We start from the raw sequence: 26,433 nt of genomic DNA, 5'->3' as shown, positions 1-26,433 counted from the left end.
CGCGCTCAATGCTGGCTCGGCGGCTCGGCGGCGTCGCCCTTGACGCGCTGCATCGCGTCCTGTTGATGCTGCGCAAAGAGCGCATCGAAATTGACGTGTTGCAGAACGAGCTGAGGAAAGCTCCCCTTCGACACGAGATCGGAGACGACCTCGCGGGCGTAGGGGAAGAGCAGATTGGGACAGTAGGCACCGACCATGGCGCCCATCTCCTGCTCGGCAAAACCGGCGATGCCGAAGATCCCGGCTTGCTGGACCTCGACGATAAAGGCCGTCTTCTCCCCGAGCTGTGCCGAAACGGTCACGGAGAGCACGACCTCGAAAAGGTCGTCCTGGATCCGATTGACCTTGGTGCTGACATTGAGCTCATGCGTGGGCTTCCACTCGCCGCGAAAGATGTCCGGCGCATTGGGAGATTCGAATGACGCGTCTTTGACGTAGACCCGTTGGACGGAGAACTGTCGCTCCGGTTGGGTGCGGGGGTCGTTGCTTTGCGCATTCTCGGCCATGTTGTGGTTCCTTATCGAAGGATGGATCGACGGTTGGATCGAAGACGGGGGGTCGGGCGCCGGCGCGGTCGATCCCGGTACCGGGGACGGGTGACCGCCTCAGCGTTTTTTGCGCGTGAGCGGCAGGCTCGCGGCTTCCCACGCCATGATGCCGCCGTGCAGGTTGAAGACCTGCTCGAACCCTTCCTTTCGCAGTTGGCTACAGGCCATGGACGACTGAGCCCCGGACCGGCAATTGATGATGATCGGTTTGGGCTTGTGCTTTGTCAGCGTGGCGATCTGGTTCTTGAATCCGTTCATCGGGACGTTGATCGCGTTGATGATGTGGCCCTTTGCAAAATCGGCCGCCGGACGAACGTCGATGACCACCGCGTCCTGGTGGTTGATCATCTCGGTCGCTGCCAAAGGCTCGACGCTCCCTTTACCGCCCACGATGATGTTGTGGGTCAGCAACCCCAAGATGACGAACAACGCCACGAAAAGGTACCAGTGGCTTCCGACAAACTCCACGATTTGGTCTAACAGCATCGCTCTGCGATCTCATTGATTGGGCGAGACGTCGGGAACGCCGCGACCGGCGCCTCGACCCCGAGGTCGAGCACACCGGGGCTGCAGTTGCCCGCGACTGCCCTCGGGATGATTAAGGTGGCGAATTATAAGGAGGAGGGACGCGGGCGTCATCCCGCAGTGCATCGATTCAGTGGGTGTGCTGGCAAAAAACCTCACGCATCATCCCGATCAGCTGGAGGGTTCTGCCGTCGCTCACCCGGTAATACACGCGGTTGGCATCCTTGCGCGAGGCCAGTATGCCCTTGTCCCGCAGAATCGCCAGATGTTGGGAGATGTTGCTCTGCGAGGTTCCGACGTGGTCCACGATCTCCTGGACGCTGACCTCTTGGTCACCCAGGGTACAGAGGATCTTCAGACGCAAGGGATGCGACATGGCTTTCAGCGATCGGGACGCTCGCTCGATGTCGGCATCGTCCGCGAACAGGTTGCTCGCGTCGGGGTTGTCGACCGGGTCGTTCAGGACCGGGCGGGAAGGCTGGCTCAGATTGCTCACCATCGGATCCTGTCTCATCAATTGTTAAGCATACAATAATAAACTCTTTCCGGCAGAGTGCGAAGCACATGTACCCCGTAGCCGGAGCTTGCCCGACGAGGAGGGTCGCGCTGCCGAAGGCCGAGGGTGCCGCACGGTCGGCTGTCGGTTCTTTCCAGGGTTTCCGATCGGGCCTCGGACGATGCGTATAATCAGACGACCGATTCGCACCACGACTCACTCCCTCACCGCCGTGCCCAGGACCGTCGCAACAGGACATCCCGAGCGGCTTCACCGCGAGCCGTTCGATCACAGGCGTCACCGTGCGCTCGATTGGATCGGGCACCGCGTTGCGCGCTTGGCGCTGGCCTGCGTCTTGGCGTCGGCAGCTGCGGCGTCGGCGGAGACGGCGTCCGACGAGACCTTGGATACGCACGCGAAGGACCTTCAGGAGATTCAGCGGCAGGTCGAGTCGGTCGGTCGGGAGCTCATCGAGCAGCACGCGGACCGCCGTGCCTTGATCGCGGACCTCGAGGTTCGGGAGCGCGAGGTTGCCGAGGCGGCCGTCAGCGGCAGGGAGTCGGCGCGCGCCGTTGCCGAGCAGACCCGCGTCGCGGAGGCGCTGCGGGTGCGTCACCTCGAGGAGTACGCCGCTCTCGAGCAGGAGCTCGCGCTCTGGGCGGACCTGGTTCGCACCGCTTATGTCATGGGTCGGGCCGATCGCCTACGTCTTCTCTTGAATCAAGAAGATACCGCTCAAGCGAGCCGTATCCTATCGTATTTCGCGTATCTGAATCGAGAACAGCTACGTCGGATCACGGCCATCCAGGCGCGCGTCGAGCGGCTCACGCGCCTGGCCCACGATGCCGAGCGGGAGGCGGAGCGCCTGATCGATCTCGCACGCCGCCAAGAGACGGCGCGGCTTCGCTTGGAGGCCGCGCGGCAAGAACGCGCCGCAGTCTTGGATCGATTGGAAGCCAGCATCGCCGGCCAAACGGAGAATCTCGAGGTCCTCGAGCGGGATGCCGAGGCGCTGCGGCTCTTGGTCGAGCACCTGCGTCAGCGTGCTCAGATCCGTGCCGAGCTCGATATCCGGCGTGATCCGTTTCCGGAGCGCCGAGGGCGCTTGGCGTGGCCTCTACTACACGGGGAGGTCCTTGCCGAGTTCGGAACGCTCAAACCCGATTCGGAGCTGCGCTGGGACGGCGTATTGCTGGCGGCGCGACACGGCGAAGAGGTGCGCGCCGTGCATGACGGGAGGGTGATCCACGCCGATTGGCTGCGTGGGTTCGGGTTGCTCTTGGTGATCGATCACGGTGATGGCTACATGTCGATTTACGGCCACAACGAGGCGCTTCTGAAGGAGTCCGGCGAGTGGGTGGCCACCGGCGAGGTCATCGCTCTGAGCGGCGACAGCGGCGGTCGAGACGAGCCCGTGCTCTACTTCGCAATTCGTCACAACGGCAAGCCGGAGGACCCCGTGGGCTGGTGCGGCGGAGCGGCTCGGCAGGGATCCATCTCCGGCGCGGGTCGGGGCGATCTTTACGGGCTGCGGGAACGCGTCGGCGCCGAACCGATCAAATCACAACGCAGACCGCAACGAAGGCCATCCCTCGGCGCGACCGCCTGCAACCAAGCGTCCGGATCAACCTGACGAAAACAGCGAAAACATGCGATGCTAGGTCATCGTTCCGCAATCGCGGATCGGATGGTTCCGGCCGCGCGATGCACGCCCCGCCGAGCGGCGTGTCGATTCCAACCGACGTGACTCCATGATGCATGCCATGACCCGACCCCTACCTTTTGCCTCGACCTTGATTCTCGGGATTTGTCTTGTCTGGCCCGGTGCGCCGGGAGATCGCGCCTTCGCCGAGACGATCGAAAGCCCGGATATCCCCGAGACCATGACCACGACGGTCGAGACCGCGAGTGAGCTCCCGCTCGGCGAGCTTCGAACCTTTGCCGAGGTCTTCGGGCGCATCAAAGAAGAATACGTCGAGGGTGTCCAGGACAAGTTCCTCCTGGAGGGAGCGATCCGTGGCATGCTCGCGGGCCTCGACCCGCACTCGGCTTATCTCGACAACGAAGAGTTTCAGGATTTGCAGGTCGGCACCCGCGGCGAGTTCGGCGGTCTCGGGATCGAGGTCGGAATGGAAGACGGCTTCGTGAAGGTGATCGCGCCGATCGACGACACGCCGGCACAACGCGCGGGCCTTCAGAGCGGCGATACCATCGTGCGTATCGACCAGAAGCCGGTGAAGGGGATGAGTCTGAACGATGCGGTGACCTTGATGCGGGGCGAGCCCGGCACGAGCATCGCGTTGACCATCATGCGTTCCGGCGACGAGCCTCCGTTCGACGTCACGCTCGAGCGGGCAATCATTCAGGTCGCCAGCGTGCGCAGCCGCACACTCGCGCCCGGCTTCGGCTACATTCGGGTCTCGCATTTTCAAGCGCGGACCACCGAGGACCTGCTCGCGGCGGTCGGCGCCCTCAAGGGCGCAAACGACGGCGCGCTGAAGGGTCTCGTGCTCGATCTGCGCAACAACCCCGGCGGCGTGCTCAACAGCGCGGTCGGGGTGAGCGACGCCTTTCTGACCGGCGGTCTGATCGTCTACACCGAGGGTCGTCAGGAAGACAGCAAGCTCCAGTTCCAGGCCGGACCCGACGACATCCTGTCCGGTGCTCCGATCGTCGTGCTGGTCAACGGCGGCAGCGCCTCGGCGTCCGAGATCGTCGCCGGTGCCCTACAGGACCATAAACGCGCCATCGTCATGGGTAACCAGACGTTCGGCAAAGGTTCGGTCCAGACCATCGTGCCGATCGACGACTCCACTGCGCTCAAGCTCACGACCGCCCGCTACTTCACGCCCTCCGGGCGTTCGATTCAGGCCCAAGGGATTACTCCGGACATCGAGCTCGAGCGCGGGGAGTTCAAACCTCTGGCTGCGAACGGCGTGGCGGACCTAAAGGAGTCCGATCTGGTTCGTCACCTCGGGGACGAGGCCCCGGAATCCGCATCCGAGGACGCCGCCCAAAAGGGGTCGCTCGTCGCGGAGGACTTCCAACTCGCAGAAGCGCTCAATGTTCTGAAGGCATTGAATATTTTCGGCCAGCTGGGCACTCCCTAGTCGGTGCCCTCGAGTGACGTCCGCCAAGGCGCTCTCGGTCAACTTCGGAGTGGATTATGCCAAGGGTACTCGTTCCCCTCGCTCAGGGATGCGAAGAGCTCGAGGCCGTGACCATCATCGATCTGCTGCGCCGTGCCGCAATCGATGTGGTGACGGCCGGGCTGGATAACCGGCCGGTGACCGCGAGCCGGGGAACCCTCTTGATCGCGGACACCAGACTCGAGGATGTACTGGAACAGACCTTCGACATGATCGTCCTGCCGGGCGGGCTGCCGGGAGCCGACCATCTCGCGGCGGATCCCCGCATCATCGCCTTGCTTCGGAGTCAGCATGCGGCGGGCCGTTTCACCGCGGCGATCTGCGCCGCGCCCAAGGTTCTCGCGCGTGCCGGACTGCTCGACGGGCGATCGGCGACCGCCTACCCCGGAGCTGTCGATCCAGCGGCCTATCCGACGGTCGACTTCAGCGACGCCGCAGTCGTTGTCGACGGAACCCTCGTGACCTCGCGCGGCCCGGGTACGGCAATGGACTTCGCGTTGCAACTGATCGAGCTTTTGCTCGGGCGCGAATCGCGCGACCAAGTCGAGCGCGGATTGGTCCGAACCCTCTGACGGGATAACGAAGCTGCCGGCCCGAAGACCCGTGAGCCCAGGACACAAGGACTATGCCCCTCGACCCACCGATTTCGGCTGCCGTAGCCTTTGCCTCGTTTTTGTTGAGTGTCGGCGCAACCCGCTGGTTGGCCTCGCACGGGGCTGCCGGCCGCGGACCGCTCGATTACCCCAACGCGCGCTCGCTGCACAGTACACCGGTTCCGCGCAGCGGCGGTCTGGCCGTTCTGATCGGCTCGAGTGCGCCGCTCTTGGTGCTGGCCGCACTCGGGATCTCCGCGCCCGAGCTGGGATGGATCGCGGCGGCCTTGCTGCCGGTCGCGGGCATCGCTTATCTCGACGACCTCGGCGAGGTGTCGCGTCGCCTGAGGCTCGTCGTCCAGCTCGGCGCGGCCCTCCTGTTGATCAGCGGCGAACTGCGCTGGGCTCTGCTGGATCTGCCGGGATGGGTCCTGGTCTTTCCGGGATGGGTCGCCGTCGTGCTGACCCTCGTCTATGTCGTTTGGCTCATCAATCTCTACAACTTCATGGACGGGATGGACGGCTTCGCCGCAGGGATGGCGTTGTTCGGATTCTCAGCGTTCGCGATCCTGGGCTGGTCCGGAGGCGAACCCCTCTTTGCGCTGGCTTCGGCCTGTATAGCCTTGGCCGGCGCCGGGTTTCTGACCGGCAATTTTCCGCCGGCACGGATCTTTTTGGGGGACGCAGGTTCGTCGAGTCTGGGGTTGTTCGTGGCTGCCTTCTCGCTGTGGGGCGCCCATCTCGGACTCTTCCCGCTGTGGAGCGCCTGGCTCGCCTTCTCGCCCTTTATCCTGGACGCGACCTGGACCCTGTTGGCCCGTTTGGCGCGGCGCGAGCGCATCTGGGAGCCGCATCGCTCGCATCACTATCAGCGATTGGTTCTGGCCGGATGGAGCCATCGTCGAACCCTGTCGAGGGCCTATCCCCTCATGGCCGCCGCAGCGGCCTGCGCGGTGGCCGCGCCGCGCCTCCCGCCGCATGAGCAGTGGTTGCTGATCGGGGCTTGGGCGATGATCTATGCCTTGATCCATCTGAAGGTACGACTGGTCGAGCGCACCGCCTCGACGGAGCGCTCATGAATCCGCTGCTCGACCGTCTGCGCGGGTGTACCGCCGCCTTCTCGCAGGACATCACCGTGCGATTCGGCAATGTCCTCGGATCCGCGGGCAGCGTGGTGCCGCTGTTCAGTCGCCAAATCGAGCAGGCTGCAGCCGTCGACGATCGCTCCGCGATGGCGAACGTCTTGCCTGAATGGCACCCTGAATCGCGCGACCAAATCCTCTCGACAGAGGCCGCTCAAGACCGGAGAAATGCCGATGCATGACGACGCCGTCCTCGAAGAGGCACCGAGCATCAGGGCGAGGCGCGATGATCTCGACGGGATGTTTGCCGGGTCGCAAACGCTCGCTGAAACCCCCGACGACGTTGTTGCTCCGGCCGCAGACATGTCCACGGAGCCCGACAGCGATCCCACCCCGAAGGCCGCCGTCTATGCGCAGCCGCCCCCGGAAGGGCGAGTTGTGGCCCACCTGCACGCGTCCGGGAAGCTCTCGCCCGGCGATCTCGCGCGGGCGAGGCGTCTCGCCGACGAGGCGGGCGACCCCCTCTTGCCGATGCTGGTTCGTTTGGGACTCATCTCCGAGCGCGACATGGCGCAGGCCATGTGCGACGTGCTCGAGCTTCCCCTGGCCGACGCGAGCACCTTCCCGTCCGAGCCGTTGCGCGAGGATCTCTTCAGTCTGCGGTTTTTGAAGGACGCCAAGGTTCTCCCCGTGTCCGAGAACGAGGACGGCATCCAGATCGCTTTCGCCCATCCGATCGATCGGTTCGCGGTCGAGTCCATGCAGATGGCGGCAGGCAAACCCGTAAAGGCACTCGTGGGGCTGCCGAGCGAGATCGAGCTGGCCCTGGAACGCCTCTATGCGAAGGTCGAAGACGCCCCGGAGAGCACCGACGCGGCACTGGGCGATTTCGACGAGGAGGACATCGAGCACCTCAAGGACCTGGCCAGCGAGGCACCGGTCATCCGGATGGTCAATCAGCTGATCCAAAAGGCGCTCGAATCGCGCGCATCGGATATTCACATCGAGCCCTTCGCCGACCAGCTCAAGGTGCGTTATCGCGTCGACGGGATCCTCAAGGAGGTCGATGCACCGCCCGTGCGCTCGACCGCCGCCGTCATCTCGCGCGTGAAGATCATGGCGAAGCTCAATATCGCCGAACGGCGGTTGCCCCAAGACGGACGCATCCCGATCCGCATCCAGGGCCGGGAGCTGGATCTGCGTGTCTCGACCGTTCCGACCATGTTCGGCGAGAGCGTGGTCATGCGTCTGCTCGACAAGGAGAGCGTACGCTTCGACCTGGATGCACTCGGCTTCGACGGCTCCCCGCGCGAGCGCCTCAGGCTCATCCTCGAGAAACCCTACGGCATCCTGCTCGTGACGGGGCCGACCGGCTCGGGCAAGAGTACGACCCTCTATACGGCGCTCAGTCGGATGAACACCGAGGAGCGCAAGATCATCACGGTCGAGGATCCGGTGGAATACCAGTTGGCCGGGATCAACCAGATCCAGGTGAAGAGCGCGATCGGCATGACCTTCGCCAGTGCCCTGCGCGCCATTGTCCGGCAAGATCCCGACGTCATTATGGTCGGCGAGATGCGCGACCTGGAGACGGCCCGGATCGCCGTCCAGTCGGCCCTCACCGGGCATGTCGTGCTCTCGACCCTGCACACCAACGACGCGGCCAGCGGCGTCACCCGCCTGCTCGAGATGGGTGTCGAGGACTATCTGCTCACCTCCACGATCAACGGCATCCTTGCCCAGCGCCTGGTGCGCAAACTCTGCCCGCATTGCCAGGAGGCTTATCCGGCGATCCCCGAGCTGGCGGTGCGTTTCGAGGCCATCGGGGCCGCGCCCGAGGACGTCGAGCTGCACCGGGCAGTCGGTTGCGACGCCTGCAACGGGACCGGCTATCGCGGCCGTTTGGTCATCACCGAGGTTCTGCTCATGACCGATCATATCCGCAAGGCGGTGCTGAACCACGCGACCGCGACCGAGATCCGCCGTATCGCGGTCGCCGAGGGGATGGAGACCATGTACCTGGATGGCCTGCGCAAGGCGCTCGACGGTCGTACGACGATCGAGGAGGTGCTGCGTGTCGCCGAGGCAGGCGAAGAGCCGAGCGTGGACTGAGCCGCGTCTCCTGCGACATCGATTGAGTCGCTCGACGCCGATCCAACGCGAATCCGCTGCATATCGCACGCGACGCGGTTCAACCGAGGACTGAAGTGCCGAAATATTTCTACAAGGCGGTCAAGCTCGACGGTGAGAGCGTCGAGGGCGAGCAGGAGGCGGTCGACGAGGCCGCGCTGGTGCGCCAGCTCCAGTCCGAAGGACTGATCCCGATCGAGACGCGCTCCTCGGCGGGCCTGCGTGCGCGCTTCGTGCGGACACGACGTCGGCGCATCAATCAAAAGGAGATCGGCATCCTGACCCGCGAGCTGGCGACGCTCCTCGAGGCCGGGATGACGCTGGACCGTTCGCTCCAGATCCTGGTGGATCTCACCGAGGAGGAGCACCTGATCCAGGTCCTGTCGGACCTGCAGGAACGGGTGCGCGGCGGCGCGACCTTCTCGAGCGCGCTCGACCTGCAGGACGGGCAGTTCCCGCGGCTCTACATCAATATGGTGCGCGCGGGCGAGGCCAGCGGAGCCCTGGATCAGGTCCTGAATCGGCTCGCCGATTATCTCGAACGACTCGCCGAGCTGCGCCAGACGATCACCTCCGCGCTGGTCTACCCCTCCATCCTTTTGGTGGTCGCGGCCTTGTCGGTCATCATGCTGCTGGTCTTCGTCGTGCCCCAGTTCACGGTGCTCTTCGACGACATGGGCGAGGCCCTGCCGCTGCCGACCCGGATCGTGGTCGCCACCGGCGATCTCTTCCGCAACTATTGGTGGGCCATGTTGGTCGGCATCGCCTTGATCGCCGTGGTGCTGGAGCGTTGGTTTCAGGATCCGGCGGTGCGCGACCGGTTCGACCACAAGGTGCTGGGCGTGCCGCTGTTCGGAGATCTCATCTGGAAGATGGAGACGGCGCGACTCTGCCATACCCTGGCGACGCTCCTGAAGAATGGCTTGCCCCTGCTCAGTGCCCTGACGCTGGCCAAAGAGGTCGTCTCCAATCGGAAACTCTCGGGTCTGCTCAACGAGGCCGGCGATGACCTCAAGCACGGCCGCGGTCTTGCCGGACCCTTGGCCCGTCTCGAGGTCTTGCCCGCTCTTGCGCTGCAGATGATCCGCGTCGGGGAAGAGTCCGGCAGTCTGGATGCGATGCTGGCGAAGGTGGCGAGCATTTATGATCGGGAGACCCGCAACAGCGTCCAGAGTATGCTGACGTTGCTCGAGCCGATTCTCATCATCGGGCTCGGCGTGGTCGTCGCCGGCATCATCATCTCGATCCTGATGGCCATCCTCGGAGCCAACGAGCTGGTGTTCTGACCCGCTCGTCCCTGACCCGTCCGCGCGTCCGGATCGCCTTGGCCCTGCAGCATCCGCCCCCTACAATGACCACAAATTTTCAACGTCATCAGAGCCTGTCTATGCAATCGAATCATTCAAAGCGTCTTCGTGGCTTCACGCTCGTCGAGCTGCTCGTGGTCCTCGCGATCCTCGGCCTGCTGGCGGGGCTGGTCGGTCCGCAAGTCATGAACTTCCTCGGCTCGTCCAAGAGCAAGACGGCCAAGCTCCAGATCGAAAACCTTGCCGCGACGCTGGACATGTACCGCTTGGAGGTCGGGCGCTATCCGACCCAGACCGAGGGTCTGCAAGCCCTCGTGGAGCGACCGGCGAACATCCAGAACTGGAACGGTCCCTACCTGAGAAAGGGCGACGTCCCGCAAGACCCTTGGGGTTTCGATTATCAGTACCGCTTCCCCGGCGAGCACGGCGCCTTCGATATCTGGTCGCTCGGCGCGGACAACCGCGAGGGCGGCGACGGCGAGAACGCTGACATCCGCAGTTGGGATTGACGACGGTACGGACTCGCCGTCTCGCGCGGATACCCCGTTGAGCTCCCCATCCGGGCGTGGGCACCGCGGCTTCACCCTGGTGGAGCTGCTCGTGGTCCTGGCGATCGCCGCGTTGGCCATGTCTGCGGTGCCGCCGCTCTTCTCGGCGGCCATGCCGGGCGTGGAGATGAAGGCCGCTGCGCGCCGCACCGTGAGCAGCCTCCGCCTGGCACGGGAAACCGCGATCCGTCAGGGAGCGGAGGTCGCCTTGGTCGTGGACGTCGAGCAACGCCGTCTCGAGCTTGCCGGGCACCGTAGCCTGACGCTGCCCAAGCGTCTGGATGTCACGCTCGAGGCCGCCGATCGCGAGATGCTCGATGAGCAGCGCGGGGCGATTCGTTTCTTTCCCGACGGGAGCTCGACGGGGGGCCGCATCATCCTGGCGAGCGACGATTCCGGGTACCAGGTCGGCGTTGTTTGGTTGACGGGGCGCATCCGTATGGCACCTTGGAGCGCGCGGTGAAGACCTTGCGGAATCGAAGAAGACGGCAGTCCGGCTTTTCGCTGCTCGAGGTGTTGGTCGCTTTCGCCATCCTCTCCGTATCGCTCGGGGTGCTGATGCAGATCTTCTCGCAAGCCGCGCGGACCACCCTGTTGTCCTCTCAGTACAGCCGCGCCGCGTCGTTGGCCGAGTCCAAGCTGAACGCGGTCGGAACGGCGATCCCCTTGGAGGAAGGTGCCGTCTCGGGCGACCCCGAGGGCGGCATCGCATGGGAGATCACCATCCTCCCGGTCACCTTGGGCGAGGAATTCGGTGCCGAGCCGCCAGCCACGCCCTACCGTGTCAACGCGACCGCACTCTGGGAGGACGGGAGCCAGGTCCGCAGCCTCACGCTTTCGACCTTACGTCTCGGCGAGCGGTTCTGAACCGCGTCCGCCATGCCATGGAGCGTTTTCAACCGTGATCGGCCTCGAATGAGTCAGCGATCGTCGCAGCAGACGCGGTTCAGGAGTCTGCGTCTTAGTGATTTTGGACGTGTCGGCACCGGTCGCCCCGGTCGCCCCGGTTTCCCGGCGAAGACGGGCCCCTGTCGGATCGCTGTCTTCGCCGCGGCTTGGCCTAGGACGCCTGCAACGAGAGTCCGGGGTCGGTTGCGGGACACCCAGGGCTTTACCCTGATCGAGCTGCTCATCGCCCTTGCGATCGTCAGTCTCATCACGCTGATGCTCTTTTCCGGCCTGAGCCTCGGTTCACGCGCATGGGAAGGCGTCGACGCCGTCTCGGAGCGCGTCTCCGAGGTTCGGGTCACGCGCGACTTTCTGATGTCGACCCTGAGTCAGACGCGGGCGACGACCTTGACGCTCGACGCCCGGATGATCAGTGTCTTCGCCGGCGACAGCGAGCGCTTGGAGTTTGTCGCACCGCTGTCCACGCAGGTCGGCGTGCCCGGACTCTACATCCTGCGTCTCGGGCTTGTGCCGATCGGTCAAGACGTGAGTCTGGTCCTGACGCGCTGGCTGGTTCATCCCGAGGTGCTCGAGGGAACCGACGAGATCCCGGCCTGGGAGCCCTTGGAGGCGGACTCGGGCTTCGCACTGGACTCGACTCCGCTCGACACGGATGCCGCAGCCGGCGCCTTCGGCCGGACCCTGCTCCTGGATCGCGTCGCCGCGTTTCAGATCGCCTATTTCGGGACCGCCGACGGGGAGATCGAGCCCGATTGGCATGAGGAGTGGCTCGGACAATCCACCATGCCGACCCTGCTGCAAATTCGTATGGCCACGCCCGCGCAGTCCTGGCCGGATCTGCTGGTCAGCCTGCCGGTACGCCTCTTTTGACCGGGGTGCGCCGGCGCGCCCCGCGTCAGCGGGGCATCGCCTTGGTCCTGGTGCTCTGGGTGCTGACCCTGCTCACCGTCATGGCGGTCGGCATGACCGCGGCGCAGCGAACCGAGACGGCGCTGAGCGACAATCATGTCTCGGGAGCACGCTTTCGGGCCGCCGCGGATGCCGCCATCGCCTTCACGGTCCTGGTCTTTGCGATGCCGCCGCCCGATGCGACCGATCCGGACGTTTCCGCTTGGTTGCCCAACGGGGTGGCGGTGCCTTGGCGGTTCGGCGGGGTCGATCTTGCGATCCGGGTCTTCAACGAGGGCTCGCGGATCGATCTGAACCAGGCGCCGCCCGAGCTGCTCTCGGCGCTCCTCGTGACGCTCGGCATGGAGGAGGATCCGGCGACGTCGCTCGCGGCAGCTATCGTCGATTGGCGCGACGAGGACGATCTGTCGCTCCTGAACGGTGCGGAGGATCGCGACTACCGCGATGCCGGCCGGACCCTCGGGGCAAAGGATGCGCCCTTCGAGGCCGTGGAGGAGCTGATGCAGGTTCTCGGGATGACACCCGAGATCTACGCGCGCTTGGCCGCGGAGGTCAGTGTCGATCTCGAAGGGGCCGGATTCGACGAACGCTTCGCCTCCGCGGCCGCGATCGCCGCGAGCCAGGGGATCCCGTTCGAAGATGCACAGCTTCGCGTTGTCCAGCGCGATTCGCCTCTGTTCGAAGACAGCAGCGGACCTCGGTTCGTCGATCGGGCAGGACCGCTCTACCGGATCGAGGTCTCGGAAACCGGTGCGGGCGCCGGCGGACGCAGGATGGAGGCGCTGATCGAGACCACACCCGGACAGCAGCCGCCTTATCAGTTGCGTTGGCGCCGTTACGGTCTGCCCGGTGCGCCGTCGGCGCCGATCGACATCGAAGCCGATGCCGGTTGACTGGCGTCTCGGCGACCGGTGGACGTACACTTAAGGGGTCGGCTGACCGCAAGTACAAGCTTGCGGCATCCGACGCGGATCGATAACCCCATTCCGACCGGCACTCATGTCCCTCAGCGACCCACTCAAATTCCTCGGCCAGCTCCCGAGCGGCCCCGTGGCGGATCTCGACGAGATCTACCGCATCGTCCGCCGCTCGCTCGTGGCCTGTCTGCCGATCCCGGTTCGACATTTTCTCGCGCGCCGCGACCGTCGTTTGATCATCGAGCCCGAGGCATCGACCGCGCATCTGTTCCTGATGACCGGCGAGGAGCGCGAGCCTGTCGGTGAGCTCGGGCTCGATATGGCGTTTCCGCTCCCCGAGATCGCACGAACCGGACCCGAACGTTCCCCGACACGGATCTTGATGATGCCGCGCGAGGACATCCTGACCCGCACCGTCTCGCTGCCGTCGCAGGTGCGTGCCAATCTTCCGCAGGTAATACGCTTCGAGCTCGATCGCCTCTCGCCGTTCCAAGCAGGCGACGTCCTCTACGATTTCCTCGCCAAGCCCGGCCCGAAAGGCGCCCCGCGCCTAAAAGTCGAGCTCGCCTTGTGCCGCCGCGATCTTGCAGCGGCCTGGGTCCAGCGCATGCGCGATGCGGGGGCGCCGATCGATCGGATCGCTTGGGAAGGGGCTTGGCCCTCGGCCAACCTTTTGCCGGCGGCAGAGCGCCCGAAGCGCCGTCTCGACCTCTTCAGTGCCGACAAGTTGCTTTGGGCAGCGGTCGTGCTGCTCTTCGCGGTCGCCCTCGTCGGACCGCTGTGGCAGCAGAAGCGGACCGCCGACGCACTCGATGCCGAGGTGCGGCGGGCACGCGTCGAGGCGGTCGCGGTCGACGATTTGCGCCAAGAGCTCGAGCGGGCGCGCTTGGGAAGCACGGCGGTGCTTCAACAGAAACGTGACGAACCAAACATCCTCGTCCTCTTGCGCGAGTTGAGCGACCGCATCCCGGACGACACCTGGATCCAGACCCTCGACTACAACAACGGGCAGGTCGAGCTGCGCGGCGAATCCGGACAAGCGACCGCCTTGATCGCACTGCTCGAGGAGGCTCCCGGGATCGACGAGGTGTCGTTTCGCTCGCCCGTAACGCAGGTCCCGCAGACCGGCAAGGAGCGCTTCAATATTTCGCTGCTGTTCACGCGTGCGAGGGGAGAATGAAGGCCCTATCGCATCCGAAGATCCTCTGTGTTCTGGCGTGGGTTGTGCTTTTGTCGGTTCCGCTTCTGGTGATCGGCGGCCTGGCAATGGCGTGGAGCAGCGAGATGAGCGGTCTTTCCGCCCGGATCGCCGACGGCGAGGATCAGCTCGTGCGCTATCGGCGAATGATCGCCACCCTACCCGAGTTGCGCGAGGAGCTCGAGCGGGTCCGCGCCAACGAGAGCTTCAAGGCGTTCTACTTCGATGCACCGACAGCGGCCTTGGCGGGTGCCGAACTTCAGCGTCAGGTCCAGGATATCGTCACCGCGGCCAGCGGCCGTCTGATCAGTACCCAGATCCTGCCCGGGCCGCCGGAGGAAAGTCCCCCTCGGGTGCGGGTGCGCACCCAGATTCAAGGGTCGACCGAGACCCTTCTGGATGTGCTCTACGATCTCGAGCAGGCGCGGCCTTTTCTGTTCGTCGATCAGGTCTCGGTGCGCTCCTCGGCCCGCCCTCAGCAGCCTGCTGCCGATCCGCGCAGACGCGCCATTCGTCGCCCGCCCGTCAATCCGGCTGGCGAGCTGACGGTCCGGATCGACATCTTCGGATTTACCCTCGGAGGTGACACTTGATCAAGTGGCTCCCCGGATTCCTCGTGCTCGCCCTGATCCTGTTGCTTGCCCTGCAATGGAAGGATTGGCCGCCCGGTCCGTCGCGCGCCGGACTCGATGCGTCATCCGCGGCGGCTTCGAGCGCGCCTGTCGGGAGCGAGCCGGACGCCGCAGCGCAATTGCCGCCCCCCGATCCGAAAGATGCCTACGCGAGCGTGACCGACCGACCGCTGTTTCGTCCCCAGCGCCGACCGGAAGAGGAGGTCGATCCGGACGCGCAGTCACAGCTCGAGCCGGATGTGCTGACCTCGCTCGACGGCATGAACCTGAGCGCGGTGATCATCACGCCGACCCTGGTCTCGGCGTGGGTCCAGGATCCGAATCAACCCCGGCTCAGACGTCTGCGCATCGGCGATGATCTGGAGGGCTGGTCCGTTCAGACCATCCTCCCGGATCGTATCCTACTGGAGCGACAAGGCGAGCAGGATGCGCTAATATTGCGCGATTACGGAAAAACACCCAGCCCGGCTGCCCCGATGCCGGTCCCGCGGCGTCCGCCCCGGGTGCTTCAACCCGCGGATCCCCGGACCAATGACACCCAGGACCACTGACCGCATCGGCCGGCCGAGCCGAGCCGACTCGAGCACGATATCGATGGACCCATCGCGCCATTTCGGTGCCCGGTCGCTCGCCGGTCACCTGCCTCGACTCGCCGCCCTCTTGATCGTTGCGGTCGTCTCCACGGCGTGCGAGCGCGCCTACTGGGATCCCACGGTCCGAATCGACGACATGGGAGATGACGGGACCCGCGCCCTGCAGGGCGGAGGCCGCGGCATGATCTCGCCGGGCACGACCGAAGCAATGAGCATCGCCTTGGGCGAAGAGGACGCGCGCGGTCCCGCCGTCGAGTCACTCCAGCGCGGTACCGGGACCTTTGTCCGCGAGATATCACCGCCCAGCGTCGACACCACCCCGGGCGACGTCACCCTGAACTTCGACGGGACAGACATCCGCGAGGTCGTCAAGGTCATCCTCGGCGATCTCCTGCAGGTGAACTATGTTCTGCATCCCGCGGTGCAGGGTGTCACTTCGTTGCAGACCGGTCGCCCGCTGCGGCGCGACCACCTGATCCCGACCCTCGAAACACTCCTGCGCATGAACAACGCCGCCATCGTCTACTCGGGCGGCACCTACGAGGTGGTTCCGCTCGCGAATGCCGTTCAGGGTCGCGTGGTTCCCCAGCTCGGCGAGTCCGGTCGAGCCCTCCCCGAAGGCTACAGCGTTCAGGTCGTGCCCCTGCAATACATCGGTGCGGAGGAGATGAGCAATATCCTCCAGCCGCTGGCACCCGAAGGGAGCGTGATTCGTGTCGACAACCTCCGCAATCTGGTCGTAATCGCCGGGACCAGTCCGGAAATGGGCAACCTGCTCGACACCATCCGCGTCTTCGATGTCGACTGGATGGCGGGGCTCTCCGTCGGCTTCTTTGTCCTGGAGTACGCCAAGGCCAACGAGGTCGTGACCCAGCTTCAGACGCTGTTGGGCGACGAAGGCAGCAACCCGCTCAAGGGTGTGTTCAGGTTCGTCCCGGTCGAGAGCGCCAACGCGGTGCTGGTGGTGTCTCCTCAAGCCAGCTATCTCCAACAGGCCAGCAATTGGATCGAGCGCCTCGACATGGCCGAGGCGACCGGCGATGCCGCCGAGCGCCTCTTCGTCTATCGGGTGCGCCACGGCGATGCGGAGAATCTTGCCGACACCCTCTCCCAACTCTTTGGGGGGGAGGGGTCGCAGCGATCGTCGTCCGTCGGCGGTGTTGCGCCCGGATTGGGCGGCTCCTCGATCGGCTCGACGGGCGACGGCGGGGCGGACGGCGGAGGCGTCGGCGGGCAGTCGGCACCGCGTCGCAGCTCTTCGCGCGAGATCGAGCTGTCCTCGCCGGTCAGTATCGTTGCCGACGCGACCAACAATTCGCTGCTGGTCAGGTCGAGCCCGAGGGACTACAAGAAGATCCTCGACGCACTCAAACAGTTGGATATCCTGCCGCTGCAGGTCTTGGTCGAGGCCACCATCGTGGAGATCAGCCTGGAGGGCAATCTCAAGTACGGGGTGCAGTGGAATCTCTTCGGACTCGCAACCGAGGACCAGCGCAGCCAATTTACCCTGGGCTCGGGCAATACGCTCGACACCAGCGTCGGTCTGAGCTTCCCCGGCTTCAACTGGGCCGTCATCAGCCGGCCGGATACCATCCGCGCGACCCTGAGCGCCTTGGCGCAGGACAACCTGATCAACGTCCTGTCGTCCCCGTCGGTGATGGTCTTGGACAATCAGACGGCGAAGATTCAGGTCGGTAAAGAGGTCCCGATCGCAACCAGCCAGCAGCAGGGTCTGACGAACAACGATCGGGTCGTCAACACCATCGAATATCGGCCCACGGGCGTGATGCTGTCGGTGAAACCACGGGTCACCCCCGGCGGTCTGGTGCAGATGGAGATCGAGCAGGAGGTCAGCACGGTCGACGCGGCCGGCAGCGGCGGCTCGGCACTGGACTCGCCGACCTTCTCGACACGCAACATCACCAGCTCGGTTGCCGTGCGCTCCAACCAGGCCGTGGTGCTCGGCGGCCTGATTCAAAACGAACGAAGCGACGGCAATCAAGGCGTCCCCGGGCTCTACAATCTCCCCTTCGCCGGGCCGCTGTTCGGGCAGCGCTCCAAGGTCTCCAGAAGGACCGAGCTCGTGGTTGTTTTGACGCCGAAGGTGATCGCAAGCGACCGTGACGCCGAGACGGTCACCCGCGACTTCCGCAACAAGGTCCGCGGTCTTCAGATGAAGTTCTGATCGGCTCCGCTCGCGTGCGGCAGTGCCGTCATCACCCGAAGTTGATCTTGGCCTCGAGGTTGGGGGCCGAGTCCGCGTTGGTGAGTGCCTCATCCAAGGTGATGGATCCCTTGTGGTAGAGCTTCAAAAGCGCCTCGTCGAAGGTGGTTGTCCCCTCCTCGCCGTGTCCCTGCATCGCCTCCTCGATCGACTCGATGTGCCCGTCTCGAATGAGATCTGCGATGTGCGGCGTGTTGACTAGGATCTCGATGGCCGCACAGCGCGCACCGGTGGTGGTGCGGACCAGGCGTTGCGAGACGATGGCGCGCATATAGGCCGAGAGGTCGGTGTAGAGCGTCTTGTGCATCTCATGCGGAAACAAGTTGACGATCCGCTCCATCGCCTGATAGGCATTGTTGGCGTGCAGGGTCGAGATGGCCAAATGACCCGTCCCGGCCAGCTCGATCGCCGCCTCCATGGTTTCGCGGGTCCGGATCTCGCCGATCAGGATGACATCGGGCGCCTCGCGCAGTGCACTCTTCAGCGCCCGCCGGTAGTCCTTGGTATCCAGCCCGAGCTCGCGTTGACTGACGATGCATTGCTGGTGGGGATGCACGAACTCGATCGGGTCCTCGATGGTGATGATGTGACCCGGCGCCGTGCAATTGCGATGGCCGATCATCGCGGCGAGTGTCGTGGACTTGCCGGAGCCCGTCGCGCCGACCATGAGGATGATCCCCCGCTTGTGCATGACCAATTGGCTCAACACCGGGGGTAGATCCAACTCCTCGGGGGTCGGGATGGTGCTTCGGATGTAGCGCAGGACCATCGCCCGGTGTCCGCGCTGATGATAGGCGTTGACCCGAAAGCGTCCACGATCCTCCAACGCGACGGCGAAATCGAGCTCGAGCGACTCCGCGAGCTCGCGCTCCTGGTCCGCATCGAGCAGGGAAGCAATCGCCTCCCGACAAAAGGTCGCCGTCAAAGGGGTCTCGCCGATCGAGCGGATCACCCCTTCGATCTTGATCTTGGCCGGTGCTCCGGGCACGAAAAAGAGATCCGACGCCTTGTGTCGAATCATCATCTCGAGATAAGGGTTGATGTCCATTGCGACTCTAAGATTTTCGCCCGCGGTCCGAACCAGGCAATCCGTCGATCATCGTGGAGCTCGTCAGAGTCTCGCTGAACAGGGTCGAGTCGAACGAATCGCCATCGTCGTCCCCGAGAATGGTCAGTCCGTCCGTCTCGGCGAAGGGATCCCTGCCCTGGGCTTCGTGGCCCTCCAACTTGATCGCCAAGCGAAGCTCGTTCATGGAATCGGCGCTGCGCAACGCATCCTCGTAGCTGATCTTCCCGGCCTCGTAAAGATCGAAGAGCGACATGTCGAAGGTCTGCATGCCCTGCTCGCGCGAGCGCTTCATGATCGCCTTGATGGACCCGACATCGCCCTTGAAGATCAGATCCTGGATCAAGGGCGTGTTGATCAAGACCTCGACTGCGGCGATGCGACCACCGTCGGTGCAGGGCAATAGACGTTGCGAGATCACCGCCTTGAGATTCAGGGAAAGATCCATCAGCAACTGAGCACGCCGCTCCTCGGGAAACAGATTGATGATGCGGTCGAGGGCCTGGTTGGCGTTGTTGGCATGGAGTGTGGAGAGGCACAGATGGCCGGTTTCGGAGAAGTTGATGGCATGCTCCATCGTCTCTCGGCTGCGGATCTCGCCGATCAGGATGACATCGGGCGCCTGGCGCAGCGTATTCATCAGCGCGATTTCCCAGCTCTCGGTATCGACGCCGACCTCGCGCTGGGTGATGAGACAATGGCGGTGGGGATGGACGTACTCGACCGGGTCCTCGATCGTGATGATATGTCCGTAGCTGTGTTCGTTGCGATGACCCAGCATGGCCGCGAGCGACGTCGATTTTCCGGAGCCCGTGCCGCCGACGACCAACACCAGGCCGCGCTCGCCCATCACGATGTCCTTCAACACCGGGGGAAGCGCGAGTCCGTCGAGCTCCGGGATGGTCGCATTGATGGTGCGCAGGACCGCGCCGCAATGACCTTGCTGGATGAAGGCGTTGACCCGAAACCGACCGATCGACTGCGGGCTGATCGCGAAATTGCACTCCTTGGAGGCGTCGAAGTCGCGAATCTGCCGGTCGTTCATGATGGAGCGCACCAGCACGTTGGTCTGGGCGGAGGTCAAGGCTTGCTCGCTGATGGGCGTCATGCGCCCGTCGATCTTGCAGGCCGGCGGAAAACCCGCGGAGACGAAGAGGTCCGACCCCTTTTTGGCCATCATCTTGCGCAGACAATCGAGCATGAAATGGGCGGCTTGCTGACGATCCATCTCTAATCTCGCCCTCTCGACGCGACGCGGCCTTCATGAGGAGACGCAGAGCGGCCCGACCGAATCCGAGCCGCTCCGCGATCTAAAAGAATATCAGCGGGCCAGATCGGAGCGGCCCATCAACCACTCGTCCACCGCCCTTGCGCACTGACGGCCTTCGCGGATGGCCCACACCACGAGCGACTGACCGCGTCGCATGTCTCCGGCGCAAAAGACACCATCGACTGAGGTGTGATAGGCGGCGGGGCCATCCGTGGTGCCCTTGATGTTGCCGCGCGGATCCATCGCGAGGCCGGCGTTCTCGCGCAGCTCGTCGATCATGCCTTCATGGACGGGATGCACGAAGCCCATGGCCAACAGCACCAGGTCGGCCTTGAGCTCGCCGACGCTCTCCGGGACCGGCTGCATCTGCCAACGCCCGCCGTCGGTGCGCTCCCAGCGCACCAGCTCGAAGCTTAGTCCCTTGACGCGGCCGTTCTCGTCGCCGACGAACGCCTTGGATGCGACGTTCCACAGCCGTTCGCAGCCCTCTTCCTGGGAGCTGGAGGTGCGCAGTCGGTTCGGCCAATCCGGCCAGGTCAATCCCTTGTCTTCCTTCTCCGGCGGTTTGTCCAGGATCTCGATCTGAGTGACGGATTTTGCACCGTGTCGGTTGGATGTTCCGATACAGTCCGAGCCGGTATCCCCGCCCCCGATCACGACGACATGCTTGCCGTGGGCGCTGATGAAATCGTCCTCGGGGACGTAAGAGCCCTGCACGCGCTTGCTGTTGCGCGTCAAGAAGTCCATCGCGAAATGGATCCCGGACAACTCGCGCCCGGGCACCTCCAGATCACGCGGCTTCTCCGACCCGCCGGCGAGGACCACGGCGTCGTACTCCTCGCGCAACCGCTCGACCGGAATGTCCACTCCGATATGGGCGTTGGTGTGAAACTCGACGCCTTCGGTCCGCATCTGCGCCATCCGCCGATCGATCAGCGACTTGCTCAGCTTGAAATCGGGGATGCCGTAGCGCAACAGCCCGCCGATGCGATCCGCCTTCTCGAACAGGTGCACCTGATGGCCTGCACGCGCAAGCTGCTGGGCGGTTGCCAGACCGGCCGGGCCGGAGCCGACCACGGCGACGCGCTTGCCGGTGCGTCGCTCCGGGACCAACGGCTTGATCCAGCCTTCCTGCCAGGCCTTGTCGACGATGGCGCATTCGATCGTCTTGATGGCGACCGGCGTGTCGTTCAGATTCAGGGTGCACGCGGCCTCGCAGGGTGCGGGGCAGATGCGTCCGGTGAACTCCGGAAAGTTGTTGGTCGAGTGCAGGACGTCGATCGCGGCCTGCCAATCATCTCGATAGACCAGGTCGTTCCAGTCCGGGATGAGATTGTCGACGGGGCAACCCTGATGACAAAAGGGAATTCCGCAATCCATGCAGCGGGCACCTTGCTCGCTGACCTCGCGATCCGCCATCGGGATCACGAACTCGTTGTAGTGCACGACGCGATCGGCGGCCGGCTGATAGCGCCGGTCGCGTCGGTCGAATTCAATGAATCCGGTTGGCTTACCCATGATCCACAATCCCCTTCGACTGCTTGATCGTCTGTGGCGGACGGCTTTGGCGCGTCTGCATGGTTTCAAGCGCCCGGCGATAATCGACCGGCATGACCTTGACGAACCGTGTGCGATAGTGTTCCCAATCGTCGAGGATCCGTCGCGCCACGTCAGAGTTGGTGTAGTGCCGGTGGTTCACGACGAGCTGCTTGAGCCGCGCGGCATCGTAACGGCTCATGTCCTGACTGAGATCCACGAGACCGTGGGTCTCGAGGTCGCCGCCCTGGTGGTCGAGCGCCTCGAGGATGTCGTCTTCCATCGTGATCGGCTCGAGCTCGACCATCGCCAGATTGCAGCGATCGGCAAAGGTACCGTCCTCATCCAGGACATAGGCGACACCGCCGGACATCCCTGCCGCGAAGTTTCGCCCCGTCGGACCGAGCACGACGGCGATACCGCCCGTCATGTACTCGCACCCGTGATCGCCGACGCCTTCGACCACGGCGATGGCCCCGGAGTTGCGCACACAGAAGCGCTCGCCCGCCACACCCCGGAAGAAGCACTCGCCGCTGATCGCACCGTACAGCACGGTATTGCCGACGATGATGTTGTCTTCGGCGCGCTCGATGGCGGATTCGGCCGGAGGATAGATGATGAGCCGTCCGCCCGAAAGACCCTTGCCGACATAGTCGTTGGCCTCGCCCTCGAGCTCGATCGTGACGCCCGCGGCCACCCAGGCGCCGAAGGACTGACCGCCCGTGCCCTTGGCCTTGATGTAGATGGTGTCTTCGGATAACCCGGCATGCCCGAAGCGCTCGGCAACCCGACCCGACAGCATGGCGCCGAAACAGCGGTTGTAGTTCCTGATCGCGGTCTCGATCCGCACGGGCTCGCGGCGCGCGAGTGCCGGCTCGGCCTGACGGATCAGCTCGTGATCGAGCGCCTTGTCGATGCCGTGATCCTGGCGCTCGCTGTTGTAGACCGCCACGTCCGCACCGACGTCCGGGCGCGCCAGCAGACGCGAGAAATCCAGACCTCGGGCCTTCCAGTGCGAGATCGCGCGCCGCATCTCCAGGCGTTCCGAGTGGCCGATCATCTCGTTCAAGGTACGGAAGCCGAGCTTGGCCATCAACTGACGGACCTCTTCGGCCACGAAGAAGAAGAAGTTGATCACATGCTCGGGCTGTCCCGTAAAGCGCCTGCGCAGCTCCGGATCCTGCGTCGCGACACCCACCGGACAGGTATTCAGATGACACTTGCGCATCATGATGCAGCCCTCGACGATCAAGGGCGCGGTCGCGAAACCGAACTCGTCGGCCCCGAGCAAGGCCCCGATCACCACGTCCCGACCGGTGCGCATGCCCCCGTCGACCTGAACCGCGATACGCCCGCGCAACCGGTTGAGCACCAGCGTCTGATGGGTCTCGGCCAGACCGATCTCCCAAGGCGAGCCCGCATGCTTGATGGAGGTCAGCGGGCTGGCGCCCGTGCCTCCGTCATAGCCGGCAATGGTGACGTGGTCCGCGTGGGCCTTGGAGACGCCCGCGGCAACCGTCCCGACGCCCACCTCGGAGACCAGCTTGACCGAGATGCGGGCCTTCGGGTTGACGTTCTTCAGATCGTGGATGAGCTGCGCCAGATCCTCGATCGAGTAGATATCGTGATGCGGCGGCGGGGAGATGAGTCCGACACCGGGCGTGGAATGACGGACCCTGGCGATCTGCGGGCTCACCTTATGGCCCGGCAGCTGGCCGCCTTCACCCGGCTTGGCACCCTGCGCGATCTTGATCTGGATGTCGTCCGCGCTCACCAAGTACTCGGTCGTGACGCCGAAACGGCCCGAAGCGACCTGCTTGATGGCCGAGCGTTCCGGGTTCGGCGAGCCGTCGGGCAACGGCTGGAAGCGCTCGGGCTCCTCGCCGCCTTCACCCGTGTTGGACTTTCCGCCGATGGCGTTCATCGCCTTGGCGAGTGTGGAATGGGCCTCGGGCGAGATGGAGCCGAAGGACATGGCGCCGGTCGCAAAGCGTTTGACGATGGCGCTGGCCGGCTCGACCTCCTCGATCGGGATCGGCTCGGGCGCGAGCTTCAGCTCCATGAGGCCGCGCAAGGTCAGGAGCCGCTCGGACTGGTCGTTGATCAGGCGTGAATATTCGCCGAAGGTCTCGAAGTTCTTCGCGCGGGTCGCGTGCTGCAGCTTCGAGATGGTCTCGGGGGTCCAGACATGATCCTCGCCGCGCAGTCGATAGGCGTAATCCCCGCCGACATCCAGATGTTTGCGGTAGATCTGCTCGCGCCCGTAGGCTTGCCCGTGCCAGCGCACCGCCTCCTCGGCGACCTCCTTCAGACCGATCCCTTCCACCTTCGTTTGGGTGCCGGTGAAGTAGCGCTGGATGAAGGGCGTGTTCAGCCCGATCGCATCGAAGATCTGCGCCCCGCAATAGGACTCGAGCATCGAGATGCCCATCTTCGACATGACCTTGAGCAGCCCCTTGCCGACCGCCTTGATGTAGCGCTTCTGGGCCTCTTCGAAGGTCAGTGGCTCGGCGAGGTGCGGCAGCAGCGACTGAATCGTATCGAAGGCGAGATAGGGGTTGATCGCCTCCGCGCCGTAGCCGGCCAGCGTGGCGAAGTGGTGTACTTCCAAGGCCGCACCGGTCTCGACCACGATGCCCGAGCTGGTGCGCAGGCCGCGTCGGATCAGATGGTGGTGCACCGAGGAGGTGGCGAGCAGCGCCGGGATCGGAATGTGGTCGAGATTGGTGTTGCGATCGGAGAGGATCAGGATGTTGTAGCCGGCCAAGACCGCCTGCTCGGCCTGCTCGCACAGGCGATCGAGCGCCGCGCCCATGCCTTGCGCGCCCTCGGTCGCCGGGTAGACCATGTCGAGCGTACGGGTCCTGAACGCCGCCCCGGCGCTGTACTCGATGTGCCGAATCCGCTCCAGGTCTTGGTTGGTCAACACCGGCTGCGGGGTCTCCAAACGCCAGTGCTTGCCGGCCTCGTTGATCCCCAGCAGGTTCGGACGCGGCCCGATCATGCACACCAGCGACATCACCAGCTCTTCGCGGATCGGGTCGATCGGCGGATTGGTGACCTGCGCGAAATTTTGCTTGAAGTAGCTGGAGAGATGCTTGGGTCGGCTCGAAAGCACCGACGGCGGATTATCCGCACCCATCGAGCCGACCGCCTCTTGACCCGTGAGGACCATCGGGCTCAAGAGGAACTTGATGTCTTCCTGGGTGTAGCCGAAGGCCTGCTGTGCGTCCAACAGGGTGGCATCGTCCGGCGACATGGGTCCGACACTCGTCGGCAGCTCGTCGAGTCGGATCTGCGTCTTCTTGAGCCATTCGCCGTAGGGTTTGGCCTCGGCGAGCTGGGTCTTGATCTCGGCATCGTCGATGATGCGGCCTTGCTCCAGATCGATCAGGAGCATCTTGCCGGGCTGCAGACGCCACTTCTTGACGATGCGCTCCTCGGCGATGTCGAGCACGCCCATCTCGGAGGCCATCACGACCATGTCGTCTTTGGTGACCAGGTAGCGCGCCGGACGTAGACCGTTGCGATCCAGCGTCGCGCCGATCTGGCGCCCGTCCGTGAAGGCGACCGCTGCGGGACCGTCCCAGGGCTCCATCAAGGCCGTGTGATATTCGTAGAAGGCGCGGCGCTTCTCGTCCATCAAGCGGTTGCCGGTCCACGCCTCGGGGATCAGCACCATCATGGCGTGCGCGAGCGAGTAGCCGCCCATCACCAGCAGCTCGAGGGCATTGTCGAAGCACGCGGAGTCCGACTGGCCTTCCGGGATCAGGGGCCAGATGGTGTCGAGGTCCTCGCCGAGGATGTCCGAGCGCATGGTGTGTCGGCGCGCGGCCATCCAGTTGACGTTGCCGCGCAGGGTGTTGATCTCGCCGTTGTGGCAGATCATGCGGAACGGCTGCGCCAGATCCCAAGTCGGGAAGGTATTGGTCGAGAAGCGTTGATGGACCAGCGCGATGGCGGATTCGAAGCGCTCGTCGGAGAGATCCAGATAATAGTTGCCGACCTGGTCGGCGAGCAGCATGCCCTTGTAGTTGAGCGTGCGCGAGGACAGCGATGCGGTGTAGTAGGAGGTCTGATCGTATCCGGAGCCGCGGATCTCGTTGTCCATCCGCTTGCGGATCACGAAGAGCTTGCGCTCGAAGGCGTCCTGATCGGCACAGCTCTCGCCGCGGGCGATGAACACCTGCTGGACGAGGGGCTCGGTCGGGAGCACGCTCTTGCCCAGATCGCTGTTGTCGACCGGAACATCCCGCCAACCCAGTACCCGTTGACCGCCTTCGCGCACGTGGCGATCGATGATGTCCTGCATCAAGCCGCGCGCATCCGCGTCGCGGGGCAGAAACACCATGCCGACGCCGTACTCGCCGACCGGCGGGAGGTCGAACGAGACCTGCGCGCGCAGAAAGGCGTCCGGGATCTGCACCAGGATGCCGGCACCGTCGCCGGCCTTGGGATCCGCGCCGACCGCACCGCGGTGGGCAAGACGCTCCAGGATCTCCAGCCCTTGCCGGACGATCGCGTGGCTCTTGGTGTTCTTGATGTTGCAGACGAAGCCGACCCCGCAGGAATCGCGTTCGTTGTTCGGGTCATAGAGACCCTGTGCGGGCGGATAGGCACGAAGGCTCATGATTGACCTCGCTGATACGAAAAACATGTTGCCGGGGATTGTGCAGTCGCGACCCGCGCGCTTACACCTTCAAACCTGTGTGTGATTGTCGCAACCGAGGCCCGACATCACAATCGTGTCGTCATCCCGAACGGGAGACGTCGTTTTCCATCGAGCAGGAGAGACGACGAT

Annotated in this window: 23 protein-coding genes; 16 read left to right on the top strand and 7 right to left on the bottom strand. The window is 64.5% G+C overall.

The window, feature by feature from the left end; all coding sequences use genetic code 11:
• Positions 1 to 5: 5 nt before the first annotated feature.
• From secB to KFB96_RS16785, 3 genes are all read right to left on the bottom strand, one after another.
• On the bottom strand, positions 6 to 506 hold the full coding sequence (gene secB / locus KFB96_RS16795) for a protein-export chaperone SecB (RefSeq protein ID WP_213457227.1): 501 nt from the start codon (positions 504 to 506) through the stop codon (positions 6 to 8).
• A 99-nt stretch (positions 507 to 605) separates the two neighbouring features.
• Entirely contained in the window at positions 606 to 1,034 is a 429-nt protein-coding gene (locus KFB96_RS16790; protein WP_213457229.1) for a rhodanese-like domain-containing protein, read from the bottom strand.
• Positions 1,035 to 1,203: 169 nt separating this feature from the next.
• Positions 1,204 to 1,572 (bottom strand): helix-turn-helix transcriptional regulator, encoded by a 369-nt coding sequence (locus KFB96_RS16785; RefSeq protein WP_213457231.1) that lies wholly within the window; start codon positions 1,570 to 1,572, stop codon positions 1,204 to 1,206.
• 178 nt (positions 1,573 to 1,750) lie between these two features.
• Here KFB96_RS16785 and KFB96_RS16780 point away from each other — a divergent pair, with 178 nt between their 5' ends.
• The 16 genes from KFB96_RS16780 to gspD all read left to right on the top strand — a co-directional run bounded on the left by KFB96_RS16780 (position 1,751) and on the right by gspD (position 17,721).
• The gene (locus tag KFB96_RS16780) at positions 1,751 to 3,202 is read left to right on the top strand and encodes a peptidoglycan DD-metalloendopeptidase family protein (protein ID WP_213457232.1); all 1,452 of its coding nucleotides are present in this window, start codon (positions 1,751 to 1,753) and stop codon (positions 3,200 to 3,202) included.
• Between the two features lie 130 nt (positions 3,203 to 3,332).
• Positions 3,333 to 4,679, top strand: a complete 1,347-nt coding sequence (locus KFB96_RS16775) for a S41 family peptidase (RefSeq protein WP_300970419.1) — start codon at positions 3,333 to 3,335, stop codon at positions 4,677 to 4,679.
• 56 nt (positions 4,680 to 4,735) lie between these two features.
• A complete protein-coding gene (locus tag KFB96_RS16770; RefSeq protein ID WP_213457236.1) occupies positions 4,736 to 5,290 on the top strand; it encodes a DJ-1 family glyoxalase III in 555 nt (184 codons plus the stop codon).
• 53 nt (positions 5,291 to 5,343) lie between these two features.
• Complete coding sequence (locus KFB96_RS16765) at positions 5,344 to 6,390, top strand: glycosyltransferase family 4 protein (protein ID WP_213457238.1); 1,047 nt, start codon at positions 5,344 to 5,346, stop codon at positions 6,388 to 6,390.
• Positions 6,387 to 6,635: a polysaccharide biosynthesis protein gene (locus tag KFB96_RS26910; RefSeq protein WP_300970418.1), complete on the top strand. Its 249-nt coding sequence runs from the start codon at positions 6,387 to 6,389 to the stop codon at positions 6,633 to 6,635. The genes KFB96_RS16765 and KFB96_RS26910 overlap by 4 nt, the downstream gene beginning before the upstream one ends.
• The gene (gene gspE, locus KFB96_RS16755) at positions 6,628 to 8,505 is read left to right on the top strand and encodes a type II secretion system ATPase GspE (protein ID WP_213457240.1); all 1,878 of its coding nucleotides are present in this window, start codon (positions 6,628 to 6,630) and stop codon (positions 8,503 to 8,505) included. Before KFB96_RS26910 ends, gspE begins: the two co-directional genes overlap by 8 nt.
• Before the next feature lie 95 nt (positions 8,506 to 8,600).
• Positions 8,601 to 9,809, top strand: coding sequence for a type II secretion system F family protein (locus tag KFB96_RS16750; protein ID WP_213457242.1), 1,209 nt, complete (start codon positions 8,601 to 8,603; stop codon positions 9,807 to 9,809).
• A 101-nt stretch (positions 9,810 to 9,910) separates the two neighbouring features.
• Positions 9,911 to 10,339, top strand: coding sequence for a type II secretion system major pseudopilin GspG (gene gspG / locus KFB96_RS16745; protein WP_213457244.1), 429 nt, complete (start codon positions 9,911 to 9,913; stop codon positions 10,337 to 10,339).
• 37 nt (positions 10,340 to 10,376) lie between these two features.
• Positions 10,377 to 10,841 (top strand): GspH/FimT family pseudopilin, encoded by a 465-nt coding sequence (locus KFB96_RS16740; RefSeq protein ID WP_213457246.1) that lies wholly within the window; start codon positions 10,377 to 10,379, stop codon positions 10,839 to 10,841.
• Positions 10,838 to 11,245, top strand: a complete 408-nt coding sequence (locus tag KFB96_RS16735; RefSeq protein ID WP_300970417.1) for a prepilin-type N-terminal cleavage/methylation domain-containing protein — start codon at positions 10,838 to 10,840, stop codon at positions 11,243 to 11,245. Before KFB96_RS16740 ends, KFB96_RS16735 begins: the two co-directional genes overlap by 4 nt.
• Before the next feature lie 225 nt (positions 11,246 to 11,470).
• The gene (locus KFB96_RS16730; RefSeq protein ID WP_213457250.1) at positions 11,471 to 12,157 is read left to right on the top strand and encodes a prepilin-type N-terminal cleavage/methylation domain-containing protein; all 687 of its coding nucleotides are present in this window, start codon (positions 11,471 to 11,473) and stop codon (positions 12,155 to 12,157) included.
• Between the two features lie 5 nt (positions 12,158 to 12,162).
• Complete coding sequence (locus KFB96_RS16725) at positions 12,163 to 13,089, top strand: general secretion pathway protein GspK (RefSeq protein WP_300971721.1); 927 nt, start codon at positions 12,163 to 12,165, stop codon at positions 13,087 to 13,089.
• A gap of 106 nt (positions 13,090 to 13,195) precedes the next feature.
• Positions 13,196 to 14,293: a PilN domain-containing protein gene (locus tag KFB96_RS16720; RefSeq protein WP_213457254.1), complete on the top strand. Its 1,098-nt coding sequence runs from the start codon at positions 13,196 to 13,198 to the stop codon at positions 14,291 to 14,293.
• Entirely contained in the window at positions 14,290 to 14,904 is a 615-nt protein-coding gene (gene gspM / locus KFB96_RS16715; RefSeq protein ID WP_213457256.1) for a type II secretion system protein GspM, read from the top strand. The genes KFB96_RS16720 and gspM overlap by 4 nt, the downstream gene beginning before the upstream one ends.
• Complete coding sequence (locus tag KFB96_RS16710; RefSeq protein ID WP_300970416.1) at positions 14,901 to 15,494, top strand: hypothetical protein; 594 nt, start codon at positions 14,901 to 14,903, stop codon at positions 15,492 to 15,494. Before gspM ends, KFB96_RS16710 begins: the two co-directional genes overlap by 4 nt.
• Positions 15,495 to 15,537: 43 nt before the next feature.
• A complete protein-coding gene (gene gspD, locus KFB96_RS16705; protein WP_300970415.1) occupies positions 15,538 to 17,721 on the top strand; it encodes a type II secretion system secretin GspD in 2,184 nt (727 codons plus the stop codon).
• A gap of 31 nt (positions 17,722 to 17,752) precedes the next feature.
• On the opposite strand, the gene KFB96_RS16700 is transcribed toward gspD, so the two are convergent.
• From KFB96_RS16700 to gltB, 4 genes are all read right to left on the bottom strand, one after another.
• Positions 17,753 to 18,808 (bottom strand): PilT/PilU family type 4a pilus ATPase, encoded by a 1,056-nt coding sequence (locus tag KFB96_RS16700; protein ID WP_213457260.1) that lies wholly within the window; start codon positions 18,806 to 18,808, stop codon positions 17,753 to 17,755.
• 7 nt (positions 18,809 to 18,815) lie between these two features.
• Positions 18,816 to 20,054 (bottom strand): PilT/PilU family type 4a pilus ATPase, encoded by a 1,239-nt coding sequence (locus KFB96_RS16695; protein ID WP_213457262.1) that lies wholly within the window; start codon positions 20,052 to 20,054, stop codon positions 18,816 to 18,818.
• A gap of 93 nt (positions 20,055 to 20,147) precedes the next feature.
• Entirely contained in the window at positions 20,148 to 21,614 is a 1,467-nt protein-coding gene (locus KFB96_RS16690; RefSeq protein WP_213457264.1) for a glutamate synthase subunit beta, read from the bottom strand.
• Positions 21,607 to 26,262, bottom strand: coding sequence for a glutamate synthase large subunit (gltB, locus tag KFB96_RS16685; RefSeq protein ID WP_213457266.1), 4,656 nt, complete (start codon positions 26,260 to 26,262; stop codon positions 21,607 to 21,609). The genes KFB96_RS16690 and gltB overlap by 8 nt, the downstream gene beginning before the upstream one ends.
• Positions 26,263 to 26,433: the final 171 nt, after the last annotated feature.

It is taken from the genome of Thiocapsa sp. (genome assembly GCF_018399035.1).
In the GTDB taxonomy this organism is placed as follows: Bacteria; Pseudomonadota; Gammaproteobacteria; order Chromatiales; family Chromatiaceae; genus Thiocapsa.
This window is presented reverse-complemented; position numbering and strand designations above follow the sequence as displayed.